Source organism: Priestia sp. SIMBA_032 (genome assembly GCF_046535215.1).
Classification (GTDB): Bacteria; Bacillota; Bacilli; order Bacillales; family Bacillaceae_H; genus Priestia; species Priestia aryabhattai.
On the sequence record NZ_JAWRXD010001739.1, the window covers coordinates 1 to 228 of the forward strand.

At 65.8% G+C, this 228-nt stretch carries 1 protein-coding gene; it reads left to right on the plus strand.

The window, feature by feature from the left end; genetic code table 11:
* Nucleotides 1-18: 18 nt before the first annotated feature.
* Nucleotides 19-228: hypothetical protein (locus SB717_RS40155; RefSeq protein WP_410908977.1), on the plus strand; the 210-nt coding region annotated here is incomplete at its 3' end.

Sequence of the window (228 nt, forward strand, 5' to 3'; positions counted from 1 at the left end):
GGGCAGGAAACTCCTCGAGTGGTCGGAAATGAAGCCGTTGTCCGGCATGACGGTGGCCTGGCGTATGTCGACCAGGCGATACCGCCATCAGGCACGCTTGCCGAGCAGGCGGCGGTCCGGCCGGAAAGCCTCGTTGTGGTGCCGAACGGTCTCTCGCCGACTTCGGCTGTGGCGGTGGGAATACCGGGCGTCGCGGCGTGGATGTCGTTGGTGGACGTGGGACATCTG